The sequence below is a fragment of the Candidatus Dormiibacter sp. genome (assembly GCF_050999135.1).
Taxonomy (GTDB): domain Bacteria; phylum Chloroflexota; class Dormibacteria; order Dormibacterales; family Dormibacteraceae; genus Dormiibacter; species Dormiibacter spiritus.
In genome coordinates this window covers 44,426-61,371 of sequence record NZ_JBPCPN010000053.1, presented here as the reverse complement: position 1 = coordinate 61,371, position 16,946 = coordinate 44,426, and the positions used below count along the sequence as shown (strand labels likewise).

Annotated in this window: 14 protein-coding genes; 8 read left to right on the top strand and 6 right to left on the bottom strand. The window is 67.8% G+C overall.

Annotated features, from left to right (window positions below):
• Position 1: 1 nt before the first annotated feature.
• From ACR2MZ_RS13365 to ACR2MZ_RS13335, 7 genes are read left to right on the top strand one after another with little or no spacing between them, the layout of a single operon-like run.
• The gene (locus tag ACR2MZ_RS13365) at positions 2–2,584 is read left to right on the top strand and encodes a xanthine dehydrogenase family protein molybdopterin-binding subunit (RefSeq protein WP_434005536.1); all 2,583 of its coding nucleotides are present in this window, start codon (positions 2–4) and stop codon (positions 2,582–2,584) included.
• Positions 2,581–3,393 carry an FAD binding domain-containing protein gene (locus tag ACR2MZ_RS13360; protein ID WP_434005535.1) on the top strand — a complete coding sequence of 271 codons (813 nt, stop codon included), beginning with the start codon at positions 2,581–2,583 and terminating at the stop codon, positions 3,391–3,393. Before ACR2MZ_RS13365 ends, ACR2MZ_RS13360 begins: the two co-directional genes overlap by 4 nt.
• Positions 3,394–3,443: 50 nt before the next feature.
• Positions 3,444–4,856, top strand: a complete 1,413-nt coding sequence (locus ACR2MZ_RS13355; RefSeq protein WP_434005534.1) for an amidase family protein — start codon at positions 3,444–3,446, stop codon at positions 4,854–4,856.
• Between the two features lie 51 nt (positions 4,857–4,907).
• Positions 4,908–5,795 (top strand): AAA family ATPase, encoded by an 888-nt coding sequence (locus ACR2MZ_RS13350; protein WP_434005533.1) that lies wholly within the window; start codon positions 4,908–4,910, stop codon positions 5,793–5,795.
• A 37-nt stretch (positions 5,796–5,832) separates the two neighbouring features.
• Positions 5,833–6,774, top strand: a complete 942-nt coding sequence (locus tag ACR2MZ_RS13345; protein ID WP_434005532.1) for a DMT family transporter — start codon at positions 5,833–5,835, stop codon at positions 6,772–6,774.
• A gap of 18 nt (positions 6,775–6,792) precedes the next feature.
• Positions 6,793–7,956 carry a vWA domain-containing protein gene (locus ACR2MZ_RS13340; protein WP_434005531.1) on the top strand — a complete coding sequence of 388 codons (1,164 nt, stop codon included), beginning with the start codon at positions 6,793–6,795 and terminating at the stop codon, positions 7,954–7,956.
• Between the two features lie 3 nt (positions 7,957–7,959).
• Positions 7,960–8,913, top strand: a complete 954-nt coding sequence (locus ACR2MZ_RS13335; protein ID WP_434005530.1) for an XdhC family protein — start codon at positions 7,960–7,962, stop codon at positions 8,911–8,913.
• Here the strand turns inward: ACR2MZ_RS13335 and ACR2MZ_RS13330 are convergent.
• The 5 genes from ACR2MZ_RS13330 to ACR2MZ_RS13310 form a co-directional block, all read right to left on the bottom strand.
• Complete coding sequence (locus ACR2MZ_RS13330) at positions 8,910–10,103, bottom strand: HNH endonuclease signature motif containing protein (protein WP_434005529.1); 1,194 nt, start codon at positions 10,101–10,103, stop codon at positions 8,910–8,912. The two genes, ACR2MZ_RS13335 and ACR2MZ_RS13330, sit on opposite strands and share 4 nt — an antisense overlap.
• 162 nt (positions 10,104–10,265) lie before the next feature.
• On the bottom strand, positions 10,266–11,525 hold the full coding sequence (locus tag ACR2MZ_RS13325) for an RNA polymerase sigma factor (RefSeq protein ID WP_434005528.1): 1,260 nt from the start codon (positions 11,523–11,525) through the stop codon (positions 10,266–10,268).
• Between the two features lie 49 nt (positions 11,526–11,574).
• Positions 11,575–12,003, bottom strand: a complete 429-nt coding sequence (locus tag ACR2MZ_RS13320) for a YciI family protein (RefSeq protein WP_434005527.1) — start codon at positions 12,001–12,003, stop codon at positions 11,575–11,577.
• 189 nt (positions 12,004–12,192) lie between these two features.
• Positions 12,193–13,068, bottom strand: a complete 876-nt coding sequence (locus ACR2MZ_RS13315; protein WP_434005526.1) for a methyltransferase domain-containing protein — start codon at positions 13,066–13,068, stop codon at positions 12,193–12,195.
• A 26-nt stretch (positions 13,069–13,094) separates the two neighbouring features.
• Positions 13,095–13,940, bottom strand: coding sequence for a deoxyribonuclease IV (locus tag ACR2MZ_RS13310; RefSeq protein ID WP_434005525.1), 846 nt, complete (start codon positions 13,938–13,940; stop codon positions 13,095–13,097).
• Between the two features lie 47 nt (positions 13,941–13,987).
• On the opposite strand from ACR2MZ_RS13310, the gene ACR2MZ_RS13305 reads away from it, so the two are divergent.
• Positions 13,988–15,577 carry an acyl--CoA ligase family protein gene (locus tag ACR2MZ_RS13305; RefSeq protein ID WP_434005524.1) on the top strand — a complete coding sequence of 530 codons (1,590 nt, stop codon included), beginning with the start codon at positions 13,988–13,990 and terminating at the stop codon, positions 15,575–15,577.
• A 12-nt stretch (positions 15,578–15,589) separates the two neighbouring features.
• Here the strand turns inward: ACR2MZ_RS13305 and ACR2MZ_RS13300 are convergent, their stop codons facing one another.
• A complete protein-coding gene (locus ACR2MZ_RS13300) occupies positions 15,590–16,936 on the bottom strand; it encodes a class I adenylate-forming enzyme family protein (protein ID WP_434005523.1) in 1,347 nt (448 codons plus the stop codon).
• Positions 16,937–16,946 lie beyond the last annotated feature (10 nt).

Sequence of the window (16,946 nt, the reverse complement as noted above, 5' to 3'; positions counted from 1 at the left end):
GATGGCGATCAGCACAATGATCGGAGCCAAGATCCACAGGCGGGAGGACCCGCGTCTGGTCAGCGGCCACGGCCGCTACGTCGACGATCTGAGCCTGACCAACTGCGCCTACCTGCAGGTTGTGCGCAGCCCCTTCGCCCACGCCCGCATCACCCACATCGACAGCGAGGCGGCTCGCCAAGCCCCGGGCGTTCTGGCCGTCTATACGGCCCAGGACTTTGCGGAGGTGATCAGCGGCGCCATGCCGGTGGCCCCCGCCTTCGTGGCGGAAAAGAAGACAGTGCCCGACCGGCGACCCATCGCCGGTGAGGAGACAAGCTTTCAGGGCGAGCCAGTGGCGGTGGTGGTGGCGGAGACGCGCTACCAGGCCGCTGACGCGGCGCAGCTGGTCTCGGTCGACTACGAGCCGCTGCCGGCCGTCATGGACCTGGAGGCGGCGATCCAGGAGGGCAGCCCCAAGACGCATCTTGACCTGCCCGACAACTTTGCCTGGGACCTGACCTATGCCGATGACACCGAGCGGGCCTTCAGCGAAGCGGAGGTGGTGGTCAAGCAGCGCATCCTGCAGCAGCGTCTCGTGCCGATGGCGATGGAACCCCGCGTGGTCATGGCGGAATGGCGCGAGGCTGACGGCAACATGACGCTCTGGCTCTCGAGCCAGAATCCGCACTTCATCCGGCTCTTTGTGGGCGGCGCCATGGGCATTCCGGAGAGCCGCTTCCGCGTCATCTCACCTGACGTGGGCGGCGGCTTTGGCAGCAAGATCAGCCCCTATCCCGAGGACTACCTGGTGCCGGCCGCGGCCAAGCTGCTCGGCCAGCCCGTCAAGTGGACAGAGACCCGGACCGAGAACATCCAGGCCACGACTCACGGCCGGGGTCAGGTTTTCGACGTCGAGCTGGCCGGACTGCGCGACGGCACGATGCTCGGCATGCGCGTCACGCAGTATCTCGACTGTGGGGCCTACGTGGGAACCTTCGGCGCCTTCCAGGCCTGCGCCTGCCTGCTGCCCGGGCAGGGCTACAAGTTCCAGCAGATTGCCTCCCGCACCGTGGGAGTACTGACCAACCGGGTGCCGACCGATCCCTATCGGGGAGCCGGGCGGCCGGAGGCGACCCACCTCTGCGAGCGAATGGTCGACATCTTCGCGGCCGAGATCAAGAGGGACCCGGCGGAGGTGCGGCGCAAGAACTTCGTCCAGCCGGATGAGTTTCCTTACACCAATAACTTCGGCCTCAGCTATGACTCCGGCAACTACGAGGGCACTCTGAACCGGGCCCTCGAGCTGGCCGGGTACGAAAAGTTCCGGCAGGAGCAGGAGGGGGCCCGGAAGGAGGGTCGGCTGCTGGGCATCGGCATCTCCACCTGGATCGAGATCTGCGGCTTTGGACCCAGCGCCGCCACAGCGCCCGCCACCGGCGGTCTGGCGCTCACCGAGTCGTCTCACGTGCGGGTTTTTCCGACCGGCTCGGTGGCGGTCTACACGGGCACTCACTCCCACGGTCAGGGCCACGAGACCACGTTCGCGCAGCTGGTGGCAGACACGTTGGGCGTGCCCTACGACTCGATCGACATCCATCACGGCGATACCGCCGAGGGGCCGGCGTTCGGCTACGGCACCTACGGCAGCCGCTCCCTCGCGGTGGGCGGCATGTCGATAGTGAAAGCGGCCCAGAAAGTTCGCGAGAAGGCGCGCAAGATCGCTGCTCACATGCTGGAGGCGGCCGACGAGGACGTCATCTTCGACCAGGGGCACTTCGCCGTCAAGGGCTCGCCAGACAAGCGGAAGACCTTCGCCGAGGTCGCTTTCGCCGCCTACGGCATGGGCCTGCCTGAGGACATGGAACTGGGCCTGGAGGCCGTCGCCTACTTCGACCCTCCCAACTTCGTCTGGCCGTTCGGCGCGCACATCTGCGCGGTCGAGGTCGACCCGACCACCGGCAGCGTGGAGCTCTTGAAGTACGTGGCGGTGGACGACTGCGGAACGGTCATCAATCCGATGATCGTCGAGGGCCAGCTGCACGGCGGCATCGCCCAGGGCATTGCTCAAGCGCTGTTCGAAGAGGTCGTCTATGACAGCGAGGGCACGCTCAAGACCGGCACGCTGCTCGACTACAGCCTGCCCACCATCGCGGAGATGCCGAAGCTCACGCTTGACAGCACAGTCACGCCGTCGCCCACCAATGAGCTGGGTGTCAAGGGCATCGGCGAGGCCGGCACCATCGCCTCCAGCGCGGCGGTGATCAACGCGCTCTGCGACGCGCTCTCACCACTCGGCTTGAAACACATCGACATGCCGGCCAGCCCGGACCGCCTCTGGCAGCAGATCACTGAGCGACAGGGCAAGGGCGCTGGCTCCGGCGAAGGCGCGACCCAGCCGCCCGCGCCGGCAACGTCCGGCCAGCTCTCGACCGGCGCGGCCGGTGGCTCCACGGTGGCGGAGCCGCAGCGCGGCGGCACCAGTGAGACGGCCCTGCCCGGCAGTGAGAGTGAGGGTGGCGGTCTGTGGGGGACAGGCGGTGAAGTTCCGCCACCCCATGAGGCAGGTCCCCAGTTGGGCAACAACCAGGAGGGCAACCGATGATCCCCGCCGCATTCGAATACGCCCGCGCGGGCTCGGTCGAGGAGGCGGCCAGCCTGCTCCAGAAGCACGGCGAGGACGCCAAGGTGCTCGCGGGCGGCCACAGCTTGATTCCGCTCATGCGGCTGCGCTTGGCCCAACCCAGCGCGCTGATCGACATCAACGGCTTGAAGGAACTTGATTACATCCACGTCGAGGGCGGCCGGCTCAGGCTCGGCGCACTCACCCGGCACGTGACCATTCAGCACTCAGCAGAGGTGCGCCAAAACCTCCCGCTGCTGGCCGACATCGCGTCCGAAGTGGGCGACAACCAGGTGCGGAACATGGGCACCATCGGCGGGGTGTTCGCCCACGCCGACTCGGCCGGCGACTACCCGACGCTGGCCGTGATGCTGGATGCGGAGGTGGTCACCAACCGGCGCCGAATACCGGCGCGCGAGTTCTTCCAGGACCTGTTCACCACACCGCTCGAGGCCAATGAGCTCGTCTGCGAGGTGAGCTTTCCCGTCGCTCCTGGGTCGCACCGTTACATCAAGTTCCGCCGGCGCCTGTTCGACTGGGCCATCGTGGGAGCTGCCGCCCAGCAGGTGGATGGCGGCTGGCGGGTGGGGCTCACCAACTGCGGGCCCACACCTGTGCGCTGCACGGCTGTCGAACGCGCATTGAGTGAGGGGGCATCGGTTGCTGACGCGGCCGCACGAGCTGCTGAAGGGCTTTCCCCCAGCGGCGACCTGCGCGCCTCACCCGAGTACAAAAAGCATCTGGCCACTGTCCTGGTGCGGCGAGCGGTGGAGCAGGCCCAAGCCGGCTAGCCGCTCAGCGCGTTGTTGGCGAAGGCCCTGATCCGGCCAGGAGAGGGCGCATGACCGAGGAGCTGTGGCGCTGGGACGCCGTCCGGGTGGCCCAGGCGATACGGACGCGCGCCGTCTCCAGTCGGGAGGTGGTCGAATCCTGCCTGAGCCGCCTGGAAGCCGTGAACCCGGCGCTCAACGCGGTCACCGTGGTCCTGGGCGAGGAAGCTCTGACGGCGGCCGACAGCGCTGACAATGGTGTCGCTCGGGGAGAGGCGCTGGGATCGCTGCACGGGGTGCCGGTGACGATCAAGGAGAACGTCGACGTGGCCGGGCAGGCGACTCCGAACGGGATCGAGGCCTACGCCGACCTCATCGCGCCTGACGACAGCCCCCAGGTGGCGGCCTGGAAGGCTGCCGGAGCGATCATCGTCGGCCGGACCAACACGCCGGCGTTCAGCCTCCGCTGGGACACGGACAACGCGCTTCGCGGTCGCACCTGCAATCCGTGGTCCCCGGCCCATACGCCTGGCGGGTCCAGCGGCGGTGCCGCCGCTTCGGTCGCCTGCGGCATCACGCCGCTGGCCCATGGCAACGACTACGGCGGATCGATCCGCTACCCCGCCTACTGCTGCGGTCTGGTCGGCATCAGGCCCAGTCTGGGCCGGGTCCCCGCCTACAACCCGAGCGCTTCGGCTGAGCGGCCCATCACCGGCCAGATCATGTCAGTGCAGGGCCCGCTCGCACGGCGGGTGCACGACGTTCGAGCCGGCCTGGCCGCCATGGTCAGGTCCGACCCGCGCGATCCCTGGTGGGTGCCGGCGCCGCTGGAGGGTCCGCCGGCGCGCCGGCCCATCCGAGTCGCCGTGACGGCAGACCCGGCCGGGCTGGGTGTGGATCCCAGGGTCGCCGATGCGGTGCGCCGCGCTGCGGGCTGGCTGGCCGATGCCGGCTACGCCGTCGAGGAGATCGAACCACCGGCGGTTGACAGAGTGGCTGAGCTATGGGAGCTCCTCGTCATGGCGGATACCCGGGTGATGACGGCGCCCGACATCGAGGCCAAAGGAGATGTCGGGATCCGCCGCGCCGTCGGCTTCATGCTTGGCAACCGTCAGGAGCTGGATCTGGCGGGGTATATCCGAGGCCTGGCCGAGCGCGCCGGGCACTTGCGAGCCTGGTCGCTCTTCAGCGCCGAGCATCCGCTCGTGCTGGGTCCGGTTTCAACCGAACCACCCTTTGCGGTCGGCTTCGATACCGGCGAGGCGTCAGGCATGGCGAGGACGCTCCGCGCGCAGCGTCTGCTGGTGGCTGTCAACGTGCTCGGCCTGCCAGCAGTGGCCGTGCCCACCGGCCAGTCGGGCGCCCTCCCGCTGGGGGTGCAGATCATAGGTCAGCGATTCCGAGAGGACCTCTGCCTGGACGCGGCCGAGGTCATCGAGGCCCGAGCGCCCTCGCCCACCCCGATCGATCCCCGGTCGGGATAGCGACCTGCCCGGCGTCACTCCAACCGCCTCGGGACATAGGCTTAGAGGCCGATGAGCTCCCCGGTCAGTATCGAAGCGGTCATGGCCGGGCTGGAGGAGCGGCGGTACATAGGTGACCGGCCGTTGGCAACCTCCATCTTCCTGGCGCTGGCGCTCGGCCGGCCGCTATTCATCGAAGGCGAGGCAGGCGTGGGCAAGACGGAGGCGGCCAAGGTCATGGCCCAGGTCCTGGGCGCGCGCCTGATCAGGCTGCAGTGCTACGAGGGGATCGACGTGGCCCACGCGCTCTACGAGTGGAACTACCCGCGCCAGCTGCTGCACATCCGCCTGCTCAACGACTCAGCGGATCGGGCGGCTGCCGAGCAGGAGATCTACGCCAAGGAGTTCCTGCTCCGGCGGCCGCTCCTGGACGCTATCGACAACGACGACCCTGTGCCCCCCGTGCTGCTGATCGACGAGATCGACCGCTCCGATGAGGAGTTCGAAGCCTTCCTGCTCGAACTGCTCAGCGACTTTCAGGTCTCCATCCCCGAGCTGGGCACGATCCACGCCCGGCGGCCGCCCTTCGTCGTCGTGACTTCCAACCGGACCCGCGAGGTACACGACGCCCTGAAGCGGCGCTGCCTCTATCACTGGATCGACTACCCGAGCGTGGAGAAGGAGCTTGCCATCGTGCGGGCCCGGGCGCCGGAGGCGGCCGAGCAGCTGGCACACGACGTGACAGCCCTCGTTCATGGCCTCCGCGAGCTGGACCTGTACAAGGCGCCGGGCGTGGCGGAGACGCTGGATTGGGCGCGGGCCCTTGCCCAGCTCGGCGCCACGCGCATCGACACCTCACTGGTGGACGCCACGCTGGGGGCTGCGCTGAAATACCAGGAGGACCTGGAGCGAGCGCGCGAGCAGCTGCCCGAACTGGTCGAGCAGGCGCGGGGCGCTTGACTGCAACAAACCCGGCACCCTGCTGGTTTTGGGTTTTGTGAAGGTCAGCGCAAAGGGAGGCCCACTCGGCAACTGGCAGGTCCAGCTCCTCATCCTCGGCGCCATCTGGGGCCACAGCTTCCTCTTCATCAAGCTTGCGGATGCCGCGTTCTCACCGGCTCAGGTCACGCTCGCCAGGCTCGCCATCGGCACGGCCGTCCTGGTGCCCTTCCTCCTCTTTCGGCGCGAGAAGCTGCCGCGCAGCCCGAGGGCCTGGCTTCTGCTCGGGGTGGCGGGGATCCTCTTCAATGTGGTGCCCTACACACTGTTCGCCTTTGCCGAGACCCACATCTCCTCGGTGCTGGCCGGGATTTGGAACGCGACCACTCCGCTCCTGACGCTGGTGGTGGCACTCGCTCTGCTGCCCGGCGAGCGGGCGACGCGCCCAAGTGTGGTCGGGTTGGTGCTGGGGTTGGTCGGCGTGCTGCTGATCCTGCACCCCTGGCAGGGGCTGGGCGGAGCGCAGCTGATCGGCAACCTGGCCTGCCTGCTCGCGGCCGCCTTCTACGCGGTTGCCTTCGTCTACACGCGGCGGTTTCTCAGCGACCTACCTGCCTCTGCGGCTTCCCTGGCAGCGGTTCAGCTGCTTACAGGCACGCTGTTCCTAGCCGTGCTCACGCCGTTCCTGGGGCCGCTGCCACACCAGTTTCCGCTGCCAGCCGTGCTGGCGCTGGTCGGGCTGGGCGCCCTCGGCACCGGCCTGGCCTACATGCTGAACATGGGCATCGTGCGCGCTGCCGGGCCGACCGCCGCCAGCACTGTGACGTATGTGGTGCCTGTCTTCGCCACCGTCGCCGGGCTTCTGTTCCTGGGCGAGCGGGTCGGCTGGTGGGAGCCGATCGGCGGGGCTGTCGTCCTGGTGGGGCTGGCGCTCACGCAGGGTAGGCTGCGCTGGCCCGGCCGACAAGCGCTGCCTGCGGGCGAGCGCCGGGCCGCCTGACGCGAAGTTCGGCAGGTCATGGCAGTCCAGGCCCCTGATCTCCTGCCCCGGCTGGCCGCGTTCGCCCGCCTCTTGCACGACGCCGGGTTGGACGGCGGTCCGGGCCGGCTGACCACAGCCACCAAGGCGCTCGGTTTCATCGACCTGCGGGATCGAGCCGGCTTTCGGGATACCCTGCGCGCCTGCTTCGTGGGCCGCCGCGAGGAGCTGCCTGTCTTTGAGGCCGCTTTCGACATCTTCTGGGCGCCTCCCGACCCCCGGGTCAGAGCCGGTTTCCTGCCCGGCAAGTCGCGTCCGCTGCCGCTGGCGCCGGATCGGGCCAGGAGCTGGATGCAGGCGCTGGGTCTGAACCAGGGCGCACAGCGACCTGGCGACCTGCAGGAGGTGGTCAACGAGAGTTCCGGCTACTCCGCCGACGAGCTGCTGCGGCACAAGGACTTCGACGAGATGTCATGGGAGGAGACGGAGCAGGTGAAGCGCTTGCTCCAGCAATCGCCGTGGCGCATCGCCGAGCGCCGGACCCGCCGCTCTCGCCCAGCGCGCCGCGGCGAAGTCGACCTCGCCCGCACAGCGCGGCAGTCGATCAGCTCTAGCGGCGAGCTGATCCGGCTCCTGCACCGTCAGCCGCAGCTGCGTCGGCGGCCGCTGGTGCTGATCTGTGATGTCAGCGGCTCGATGGAGCGCTATTCACGCCTGCTGCTGATCTTTGCCCACGCGACGGCAAGGCGGGAGCGGCTGGAGACGTTTGTCTTCTCCACCCGGCTGACCCGGATCACGCGCCTCTTGCGAAAGCGGGAGATTGAGCCAGCCCTGTCAGAAGTGAGCAAGCGGGTGCACGACTTCAGCGGTGGGACGCGCATAGGAGAGGCGCTGGCGGAGTTCAACCGGCGCTGGGCCCGGCGAGTGCTGGGGCACGGGGCGGTGGTGGTCCTGGTCAGCGATGGCTGGGATCGGGGAGACCCAGAACTGTTGGCGCGCGAGGTGAGCCGGCTGCGGCGCATGTCGCACAGGCTGATCTGGCTCAACCCGTTGCTGGGCTCGGCCGGATACGAGCCGGTGACGCGGGGGATGGCGGCTGCGCTGCCGCACACTGACGACTTCCTGGCCGCGCACAACCTGAAGGCGCTTGACGAGCTGGGGTCCCTGCTGGCGGGCCTGGGCCGCCGGCGTACGGTGAGATAGCCCATGCGTGAGATTGCCGCCGAGTACAGCGCCTGGCGGCAGGAGGGGGAGCGGCTGGCGCTGGCCACAGTTGTGTCCACCTGGGGCTCCAGCCCGCGACCACTGGGCTCTCGTTTGCTGGTCAGCGGTACCGGGCGCATGGCCGGCTCTGTCTCGAATGGCTGCATCGAAGGGGCGGTGTTCGAAGAGCTACAGAAGACGCTGAAGAACGGTGAGGCTCGCCTGGTCGATTTCGGCGTGGCCGACGACCTCGCCTTCGAGGTGGGCCTGGCCTGCGGCGGGCACATCCAGCTGTTCCTCCAGAAAGCGACCGAGCAGCACGACCGGGCCGTTGAGCTGGTGACGGCCGAGCGGCCTTTCACCCTCCTGACCGATCTGACGAGCGGTGAGGTGGAGCTGCTGCCGGGTCCGCCGACTTCAGAGCTGCCGCGAAGGGACGGGGACCGCTTCGAGGAGCCCTTCGGGCGTCCGCCCCACCTGATCATCGTAGGCGCCATCCACATTGCGATTCCTCTGCACCGCCTGGCGCGCGTCATCGGTTACCGCGTCACTGTGGTGGATGCTCGCTCGCAGTTCGCCACCGAAGAGCGCTTTCCTGAGGCTGACGAGATTGTCATCGCCTGGCCCGACGATGCGCTGAAGGGCATGGAGGTGGATCGTTCCACGGCTGTGGTCATCCTCACCCACGATCCCAAGTTCGACCTGCCGGCACTGCGGAGTGTTCTCAAGACCGCCGCCGGTTACATAGGCGCGATCGGCTCCCGCAAGACGAGCCAGAACCGTTTGGAGCAGCTGCGCTCGGAGGGCTTCAACGAGGAGCAGCTGGCGCGCATCCATGGACCAATCGGACTGGATCTGGGCGGCCGCGGCGCCGAGGAGACCGCGCTCGCCATATTGGCGGAAATCACAGCTGTCCGCTTCGGTGGCGCCGCTGCCGGCACGGCAGCTAACACTTAGGGCGGCAGGGCCTGCAGGGATCCACCCATTTCACGCATCAGGCGCCAGCCTTGCTCGTGTACTTGCCGATGATGGCGGCGGCAGAGCAGGACCAAATTGCCGAGCTTCGTCTCGCCGCCGTCCGCCCAATGGACGATGTGATGGGCGTCAGTCCACCCGGGAGGCCGGTCACAGCCGGGAAACCGGCAGCCTCCGTCCCGCTGCCAGAGTGCCCTTCGCGTCGCTCCCGAAACGACGCGTGACATGTGGCTCAGGGCGTCAGCGCAGCCCTCGCCGTTCTGGCCGCTGGTGTCCGTGCTGAGGCCGGCATCACAGGCGAGGAGGTGAGCCGTCTCGGCCGGCACCATCTGCTGGCCGTTCAGCTCCGGCGCGGCGGCACCCATCAGCTTTTGCAGGGCGCCTAGCCCGGCGAGCAGGTGCAGGTGCGGCTTCTGGCCGCCACGCTGAGGAAGCGAGCCGGAATCGAGGTTCTGCCGGCAGAGCTCCAGCAAGGCATCTGCCCGTCGCTGGCCGGCCGAGCGGTGATCGTCGCCGGCGGGGGGCGGCAGTAGCGCATTGAGCGCGGTCTTGAGAACCTCTCCGCTCTCGGCGTCGAACATGCCGTTCAGGAAGTAGATGCCGTCCCAGGTCTGACTCAAGTCGAAGTATCGCCGTTCAAAGGTGGCGTCGACTTCGCGAGCGACGCCGTCAGGATCGGTGCAGTAGCGGAAACGCTCGGTGACGATGCGGAGCTGCCGCGGATCCAGCTCACGCGCAGCCCCGACGAGGATGGGTTCTGCCTCTCGCGTCGGCTCGACGCCCACCTGTTCGCAAGTTCGGCACAGCAACGAGGCATGCTGCAGGCTGATCGCACCCTCGCCAAAGGCTGACGCGGTTTTCGGCAGGTCTTCCAACCGGCGCCCCAGCCTGACCCGATCTGCCGCTGCGGCGGCGGAAAGGTGGCATTCGCGGCGAAGCCAGGCCTGAGTGCTCAAGGCGCCTGTCGCCACCCAACCTTGGTTCTGATCAAGAATTCTGGTCCGCCGGGTAAATTCTGCCTGCAGGCGGTTGATGGCCCGGTTGAGCTGGGTCAGCTCATCCGTTTGGACTGAGCACGGATACGCCCTGACATTCTGCGCCAGGTCGCTGATCACGCCATGAAGACGGTCGACCAGCGGCGCCCGGTCTGCTGACTCAGGAACCGAACCCATGTTCGTAGTATATCACCTCTGACCGCGTCGTGTCCAAACACTTCCAGTAAGCGCAACACAACCAAGACGCCCCTGGTCGACTGCTCAGCGACGGACACGGTAGTGGATATATGCGGCCGCCGGCAGACCGGGAACCGCAGCTCGATCATTGACAGGACACACTCAGGAGCAGACTGCCGCGCGTCGCAGCAGCAGGGCGCGCTCTCTTTCGTTTCGCGTCAGGGAGGCGGCGCGCTCGAACTCCGCCTGGGCCTCCGCCAAACGGCCGAGCTTGGCGAGGAGGTCGCCCCGCACGCTGGGCAAGAGGTAGTACCCCTGCAGCGAAGCCTCAGCGACCAGCTGATCCGCCAGCTCGAGACCGGCCGCTGGGCCGAAGGCCATCGCCACCGCGACCGCCCGGTTCAACTCGACGACGGGCGACGGCGCCAGTTGGGCGAGCGCATCGTAGAGCGCGACTATCCGCGCCCAGTCCGTCTCACCGGGCGTGGGCGCGCGAGCGTGGCAGGCGGCGATCGCTGCCTGGAGGCCGTAGGGGCCAAGCCCCCCGCCCAACCGCTCGGCCCGCTGCAGGGCCCCGAGCCCCCGCTGGATGAGGATGTGATCCCAGCGCCCGCGGTCCTGGTCCAGCAGCAGAACCGGCTCCCCAGCGGGGCCGACCCGTGCTGCCAGGCGCGAAGCCTGGATCTCTAGGAGCGCGACGAGCCCGTGAACCTCGGCTTCCTGGGGCAGAAGCCCGGCGAGAATCCGGCCCAGGCGGAGCGCCTCCTGGCACGGCTGAGGTCGCGTCCAGTCGTCACCGGCGGTTGCCGAGTAGCCCTCATTGAAGATCAGGTAAATGACTTCCAGCACCGAGGACAGACGCTCGGCGAGCTCGGGCCCCTGGGGCACCTCGAAGGGAACCTGAGCTTCGGCGAGAGTTCGCTTCGCCCTGACAATTCGCTGGCCGATGGTCGCCGCCGAGACCAGAAAAGCGTGCGCTATCTCGTCCGTCTTGAGACCACCAAGCACGCGCAGCGTGAGCGCCACCCGCGACTCGGGGGAGAGGACAGGATGGCAGGCAACGAACACCAGGCGGAGGAGGTCGTCACCAATTTCGCCCTCGAACGCGGCGTCGAGATCGGGCGAGATATTGCCAGAGTCGACCTCCAAATCGCGACCGAGCTCATCCAGCTTGTTCGCCAGCCGCTCCCTCCGGCGCCAGTGGTCGATCGCGCGACGCTTCGCTATGGCCATGAGCCAGGCGCCCGCGTTGCGCGGTACGCCCGACTCCGGCCACCGTTCGAGCGCTGCGACCAGCGCATCTTGGGCCAGCTCCTCCGCCAGATCGAGGCTGCCCACGATCCGGGTCAGACTGGCGATCAGCCTCGCCGACTCAATCCCCCAGACCGCCTCGATGGCACTCTGCGTCTCGCGATCCGTCATGAGGGTTCATCAGCGCTAGGTCGGCGGCACAGGATCCAGCGCGCGGCCGCTACTGCTTGGAGGCCTTCCGCTGCAGCTCCTCGCGCAGCGCCTGCTCGCGCTCCGCCTCTTCAGCCGGAAAGACCTCGGGTGGAAAGTCCGAAGCTTCGAAAACCTGTCGGACCTCGACCTCACCTTCCTGCAGAGGACTGCGCTTGGCCCATTCGATCGCCTCTTCCTTTGACCGCACCTGGAGCAGCCAGTAGCCGGCGATCAGCTCCTTGGTCTCCGTGAAGGGGCCGTCGGTGACAGTCCGGTTCTCACCCGAAAACTTGATCCGGGCCCCTTTCGAGCTGGGCTGGAGCCCTTCGGCCGCCAGCAGCACGCCAGCCTCGGCCACCTCCTCGTTGAATCTGGCCATCGCGGCAAAGACCTCTGGACCGGGCACGACCCCGGCCTCGGTGTCCTGGTTTGCCTTGAGCAGCAGCATGAATCGCATGGTCAATGTCTCCTTCTGGACTGAGTGAAGCTAAGTCTCCGGGCGGGTTCAGGGGCGCCGGACAAGCTCCAACCAGGACGTCGAACAAGGCCTGCGACATTCGACATCTGGAAAAAGGGCTGGTGGGTTGTCGAGTGGAGACCTGAGCCATTGCCGGCCGGTCCGGCGAGAGCAAAAGAAGGCGCTGTCTCACCTCGGGTGGCGGCTGGTCGCTCTGCGCAAGCAGAAGCTGAAGTTCGGCCGGCGCCAGAAGATCCGGCAGCCGACGAGAGCCTCAGTCACGGCCGGCGACGCATCGAGCACGTACGACGAGATTGTCCGCAGCACGCTCTCATCCGCCTCGCCCTCCATCCCCTCGCCGCTCAGACCCGACTTCGGTACCAGTTCTCCGCGTAAGGGAAGAAATCCGCAGCCTTGCAGGAACTCTCCCCGGAGCCGGTCAGCTTCCCGGACGAAGGTCGCGCAGAGATGAGGGCAAGGGCGCTCACCACCCTCCAGGAGCGCCATCGGCACCACGAGCCGCCCTCCTTGGTGGAGCTGCCACAGCCACTGAGGCGAGAGGTCGGCAGCTGACGCGGTCACCACAATGCGATCGAACGGAGCCCGCTCCGGCCACCCCTGGGCTCCGTCCTGCCGCCTCACCTCCGCGCCGCTGACGCCGGCTCGAGCCAGGTTCTCCTGCGCCCGAGCGCAGAGGTCCTCGTCCACGTCCAGGCTGACCACGTATCCCGTCGGCCCCACTAGATGGGCCAAAAGCGCGGCGTTGTAGCCCGTGCCCGTGCCGACCTCGAGAGCGCTGTTGCCCGGCTCCACCTGCAGCTGCTGCAGCATGATGGCGACCATCGCCGGTTGGGAGGCCGAGCTGAGCGCGACTCCGTCGTCGCCGGTCTTCGTGCGCACTGCCTCGTCGGCATAGGCCTCGGCCAGGCTCAGGCCCGGCAGGAAATGATGCCGCGGCGTGGCCCGAAAGGCTGCTGCAACCGCCGGCTGACTGATAGTGCCCGAGTCGATCAGCGAGGCGATCAGCCGCTCGTTGAGCCGCCGCCCCTCCAGCTCCGAGTCCACTGCTCCGGCACCTGCAGACACGGACACTAACCGGCCAGCCGGAGCAGGATCTCCACGTTGGCGGCGTCGGGCCCATTCTGTTCGAAACCGGGCACCTCCAAGATGAACGGGATCTTTTCCAGGCAGGTTTGGTGAAGCAGGGCGTGGAAGCAATCCTCGCCGATCAGGCCAAGTCCAATATTGGCGTGGCGGTCCCGGTTGGAGCCGAGGCCGAACTGGGAGTCGTTGCAATGGACAACTTCCAGCCGCTCCAGGCCGACCACTCGCTGCCACTCGGCCAGCGTCTCCTCCACCGCCTCGGGTGTCCGCATCTCGTAGCCGGAGGCGAACGCGTGACAGGTGTCGAAGCAGGTGTTGACGCGGCTGTCGTCGACAGCGTCGAGCATCGCCCGCAGCTCCTCGAAGCGCGCTCCGACGCAGCCTCCCGCGCCGGCATTGTTCTCGATCAGCAGGCGAGCTCGCTGGGGATCGGCGCGCTCCATGACGCTCTTCAGATGCTCGGTGATGATGGGCAGCACGGCTTCAAAGCCGGCGCCCTTGTGGCTGCCCGTGTGGAAGATCACGCCGTCGATGCCCAGCTCGTCAGCTGCCCGGAGGTAGCCTGCCAGCGTGCTCTCGGAGCGCTGCCGAAGCTTCGGATCAGGCCCTGCCAGGTTGATCAGGTAGACGGCGTGAAAGTAGAACGGAGGTCGCCCGGCCGCGTCGGCGGCGGCGCGGAACTTCTCGATGCGCTCTGGATCCAGCTTGGGCGAGCCCCAGAATCCGGGCGGTGTGGGATGGACCTGGATCGCGGCGGCGCCCATCGCCGCGGCGCGCTCATAGGCGTGATGAAGTCCGCCGGTCGAGTCGACATGGGCGCCAATCAGCGGCATGATAGACAGCGTAGAGTGCCGCGAAGCCATGGTCAGGAGAGGCGCCAATGACCGTATCTGAGCAGACGACCTCGCAGTCAGCCACGCGGCCGGTCTACCGGCAGGAGCTGACCCCGCTCAGCTTCCTCGAGCGCTCGGCCGCGGTCCACGCCAGCCGGACAGCTGTCATCGACGGCGAATCGCGCTTCACCTACTCCGAATGGCTGGTGCGAGCTCGCCGCTTCGCCGGCGCGCTGGCGGCCGCCGGGGTGGGGAAGGGCGACCGCGTGGCCTTCCTGGCCTATAACTCGGAGCCGCTCCAGCTGGCCCACTTCGCGGTGCCAATGGTCGGTGCGATAGTCGTCGCCATCAACACCCGGCTCAGCCCGGATGAGATCGGCTACATCCTGGAGCACTCGGGTTCGCAGCTCGTCTTCCACTCACCCGACCTCTTGGAGCAGCTGGCCCAGGCGCCCAAGGGAGTGCGCAAAGTCTCGCTCGGCGCCCACTTCGAGGAGTTCGTCGCCGCTGGCTCCGAAGAGCCCAGCGAACCGGTGCCGCAGGACGAGTACGAGGTGATCGCCATCGACTACACCTCAGGCACGACAGGCCGGCCTAAGGGAGTGATGTACCACCATCGCGGGGCCTATCTGAACGCAGTGGCGATGGCGATGGACCTCCGGCTCGACTGCGATTCCCGCTACCTCTGGACGCTGCCCATGTTCCACTGCAACGGCTGGTGCTTCACCTGGGCCACAGTCGCCGCGGGCGCCACCAGCGTGTGCATTCCCAAGGTCGACCCGCCTCTTGTCTGGCGGCTGCTCAAGTCGGGCCAGGCGACAGCTTTCTGCGGCGCTCCGACTGTGCTCATCATGCTCGTCAACGACCAGGCGGCGGAGCGCCTGGCAGGGCCTGTACGGGTCCTCACCGCCGGCGCCCCGCCATCGCCCACGATCATCTCCGAGATGCAGCAGCTCAACTTCGACCTCCAGCACGTCTACGGTTTGACCGAAACCTACGGGCCCTACACGATCAACGTGCCACCGCCCGGCAGTGAGCAGCTGCCGCCGGTCGAGCAGGCGACCCGCCGCGCCAGGCAGGGCCACCCGAACCTGCTGGCCGGTGAGGTGCGGGTCGTCGATGCCGAGCTGAATGACGTCCCCCGCGATGGCGAGACCCTGGGCGAGGTGGTGATGCGTGGGAACGTCGTGATGAAGGGCTACTTCGCCAACGAGGAGGCCACCGAGGCGGCCTTTGCCGGCGGCTGGTTTCACTCGGGGGACATCGGGGTGATGCATCCCGACGGGGGCATCGAGCTGCGCGATCGGAAGAAGGACATCATCATCTCGGGCGGTGAGAACATCTCCACCATCGAGGTGGAGCAGGCGGTGGTCAGTCACCCCGCGGTGATGGAGGTGGCTGTCATCGCCATCCCCGACGAGAAGTGGGGTGAGGTGCCCAAAGCCTTTGTGACCCTGAAACCGGGCGGGCAGGCCACCGCCGAGGAGATCATCGCTCACTGCCGGGGTCGGTTGGCCGGGTTCAAGGTGCCCAAGGCAGTCGACTTCGGCGAGCTGCCGAAGACGTCGACAGGCAAGATCCAGAAGTTCCTGCTCCGCGACCGGGAATGGGGTCCCGGCCAGCGCCGCATCAACTGAATCTGCCTGAGCTTAGTCAGGCAGAGAGCGGCGGGCCACCTTGCCGCCCGAGTTGCGCGGCAGCTCACTGACTCGGTGCCAGCGCCGAGGCACCTTGAAGGAAGGCAGTCGCGCCCGGCACCAACCCTCCAGGTCCTCCACCGAGGCTTCGCCGATCAGCCAGGCGCCCACCACCTGGCCCCAAAGCGGATCGGGGCGGCCGGCGACGGCGGCGTCCCGCACGCCCGGGTGCGCTCGCAGAACAGCTTCCACCTCCTCCGGCCTGACGCTCTCGCCGCCCGTGATGATGGTGTCGTCGCTGCGTCCCAGGACCGTCAGCACGCCGTCTCGCAGGAGCCCCAGATCACCAGTGGCAAAACGGCCGCCCGCACGCGAGGGCTTCAGCTCAGGGGTGACGTAACCGGGCGAGAGGCAGGCGCCGCTGACGATGATCTGTCCGTCCTCCAGGTCCACCTGTGCGTGGGCGCCGACGAGTCCGGCGGTCCCGGCCAGCTCCCTGGCTCGGCCGGGCGGCACCACCGCCACCTGGGAGGCGCTCTCCGTGAGGCCGTAGCTGGGACAGACGTTCAGCCCCAGATCTGCCCAGGCCCTCACCTGATCCGCCGGAGCGGGTGCGCCGCCGATCAGGATCGCGCGCAACCTGCGCAGCCCCTCCAGGCCGCCTGCATCGAGCAGCCTGGTCAGCATTGTCGGCACCAGGGCGGCCAGGGTCGGCCGTTCGGATTCCATGGCGTCCAGCACCAGCGCCGGCTCGAACTCGGGCAGCGCAACCACCGGCTGGTTCAAGAAGACCGAGCGGAAAAGGATGGCCAGGCCGCCAGCGTGATGAGGCGACAGCACTTGCAGCCAGCGATCCTCAGGGCCCGCGCTCAGTGCCGAAGCGCAGCCCTGAGCTGAGGCCGCGTGGTTCGCCAACGTCAGTCGCACGCCCTTGGGCTGCCCCGTGGTACCTGAGGTGTAGAGCACGCAGACGTCCTCCGCAGCGCCTGTTGCAGGTTCCAAAGCCGTCGGCTCCAGCAGCCCCTCCCGGACGAGGAAGCGCGGCCGCGAATCCGCCAGAATCCGCTCCACCTCGGCGGCCGGCGCCCGGAGCGGGATGGGGACCAGTGCTGCGCCAGAGCGCAGAGACGCGTGCAGCAGAGCCGAGAAGCGGACGCCGGCAGGCTCCTGCACGGCCACCCGCTCGCTAGGTCTCAGCCCTGCCGCCTCAAATCTGCCGGCCCAGGCGTGAGCGAGCTGATCCAGATCGAACCACGTCACCCAATAACCGGCGCCCCTGTCACTCAGGGCCCGGCGGGGACCGTGCCGGGCGGCCAGTTGTCGCAAGGGATCCATCGGTTCGTTGAAGTTCACTACCATTACACCATGC

What these genes read in the sequence shown, in the direction of transcription:
- ACR2MZ_RS13355 (WP_434005534.1), top strand. Translation starts at nt 3,444, where the DNA reads ATGACCGAGGAGCTGTGGCGCTGGGACGCCGTCCGGGTGGCCCAGGCG.
- ACR2MZ_RS13360 (WP_434005535.1), top strand. Translation starts at nt 2,581, where the DNA reads ATGATCCCCGCCGCATTCGAATACGCCCGCGCGGGCTCGGTCGAGGAG.
- ACR2MZ_RS13330 (WP_434005529.1), bottom strand. Translation starts at nt 10,103, where the DNA reads ATGGGTTCGGTTCCTGAGTCAGCAGACCGGGCGCCGCTGGTCGACCGT.
- ACR2MZ_RS13350 (WP_434005533.1), top strand. Translation starts at nt 4,908, where the DNA reads ATGAGCTCCCCGGTCAGTATCGAAGCGGTCATGGCCGGGCTGGAGGAG.
- ACR2MZ_RS13340 (WP_434005531.1), top strand. Translation starts at nt 6,793, where the DNA reads ATGGCAGTCCAGGCCCCTGATCTCCTGCCCCGGCTGGCCGCGTTCGCC.
- ACR2MZ_RS13320 (WP_434005527.1), bottom strand. Translation starts at nt 12,003, where the DNA reads ATGCGATTCATGCTGCTGCTCAAGGCAAACCAGGACACCGAGGCCGGG.
- ACR2MZ_RS13310 (WP_434005525.1), bottom strand. Translation starts at nt 13,940, where the DNA reads ATGCCGCTGATTGGCGCCCATGTCGACTCGACCGGCGGACTTCATCAC.
- ACR2MZ_RS13305 (WP_434005524.1), top strand. Translation starts at nt 13,988, where the DNA reads ATGACCGTATCTGAGCAGACGACCTCGCAGTCAGCCACGCGGCCGGTC.
- ACR2MZ_RS13365 (WP_434005536.1), top strand. Translation starts at nt 2, where the DNA reads ATGGCGATCAGCACAATGATCGGAGCCAAGATCCACAGGCGGGAGGAC.
- ACR2MZ_RS13300 (WP_434005523.1), bottom strand. Translation starts at nt 16,936, where the DNA reads ATGGTAGTGAACTTCAACGAACCGATGGATCCCTTGCGACAACTGGCC.
- ACR2MZ_RS13325 (WP_434005528.1), bottom strand. Translation starts at nt 11,525, where the DNA reads ATGACGGATCGCGAGACGCAGAGTGCCATCGAGGCGGTCTGGGGGATT.
- ACR2MZ_RS13335 (WP_434005530.1), top strand. Translation starts at nt 7,960, where the DNA reads ATGCGTGAGATTGCCGCCGAGTACAGCGCCTGGCGGCAGGAGGGGGAG.